The sequence below is a fragment of the Paraglaciecola sp. MB-3u-78 genome (genome assembly GCF_002835935.1).
In the GTDB taxonomy this organism is placed as follows: Bacteria; Pseudomonadota; Gammaproteobacteria; order Enterobacterales; family Alteromonadaceae; genus Paraglaciecola.
Window position 1 is genome coordinate 1 of the sequence record NZ_PJCF01000045.1, and the last position, 991, is coordinate 991.

Below are 991 nucleotides of genomic sequence, written 5' to 3' on the forward strand. Positions count from 1 at the left end.
CCGTATACGAGGCCCGTACGTACGGTTCTGTGAGAGGGATGAGGCATAAGCCTCACCCTACTCGATGTTGCTTAGTTGCTCATAAAGCTGCCTGTAGTGTAAAACGTGTTTTTCTACCGTCTTTGCTGCGACGGTTAGTTGTTTGCCATCAAAATAGTAACCGAGAAAATCCCAGCCTTTTGATATTTTACCAATAAAGGTTTTATCCGGCGCTTGCTCCACTTTTAATTGATGAAAGTGTTGGTTGACTGCTCTCACCGCTTTGCGCAAGTGCCAGCGGGTTTTGGCCAATACAATGACGTCATCCATATACCTGCGATAAAAATAGCGAGGGTCACCTTCCATCTGCTCATCTAAGGCTTTTAAGTAATATGCGGCGATTACCGGTGATAAGGGGCAACCTCGCGATATACCACAAGTAATGGACTTAAACGTACCGCCTCTTTCAACGCTGCGTTTCACAAACTGCACTAACAAGCGCCAGATAAACGGGTCAGTAACATCCTTATCAAGCTGTCTAAGCAATATCGTATGGTCAATGGACTCATAATAGCCCTTTACATCGGTTTTCATAACATAAGTGTAATCAGGCAGGGCTGCTTGCAGAGCACTGACGGTGGCTTTTAGTCCCCCATGCCCTTTGATATGAGTACAAAGTGAGGATAATGCCAAAGCATCCGGTAAGGCCATAGCTAACATCTTTAATACCAGCGCATCTTGTGATGACCACAAATGAAGGGTTTCACCATCAGCTTTCGTGACCACACTGAGCGGCAGTAAAGTATAATCTTGCTTGTACATAAGGGGTCAGGTCTTGAATTTTGCACAAAATTCAAGACCCCACACTTTGCTAAATAAATATTTGTACATGTTTTAAAATTATCTTGGTGCAAGCAGATTATTTTAAAGACAATTAAAATGATAGGGAAGTAATACATGACACAGCATGGCATGGCATATATACGGGCTTACGGGACAAAACATTCAGTTT

The 991-nt window shown here is 43.1% G+C and carries 1 protein-coding gene; it reads right to left on the reverse strand.

Going from position 1 to position 991, the window contains the following annotated elements; all coding sequences use genetic code 11:
• Positions 1-57: 57 nt before the first annotated feature.
• Complete coding sequence (locus CXF95_RS26240; RefSeq protein WP_101201408.1) at positions 58-801, reverse strand: reverse transcriptase/maturase family protein; 744 nt, start codon at positions 799-801, stop codon at positions 58-60.
• Between the last annotated feature and the right edge of the window lie 190 nt (positions 802-991).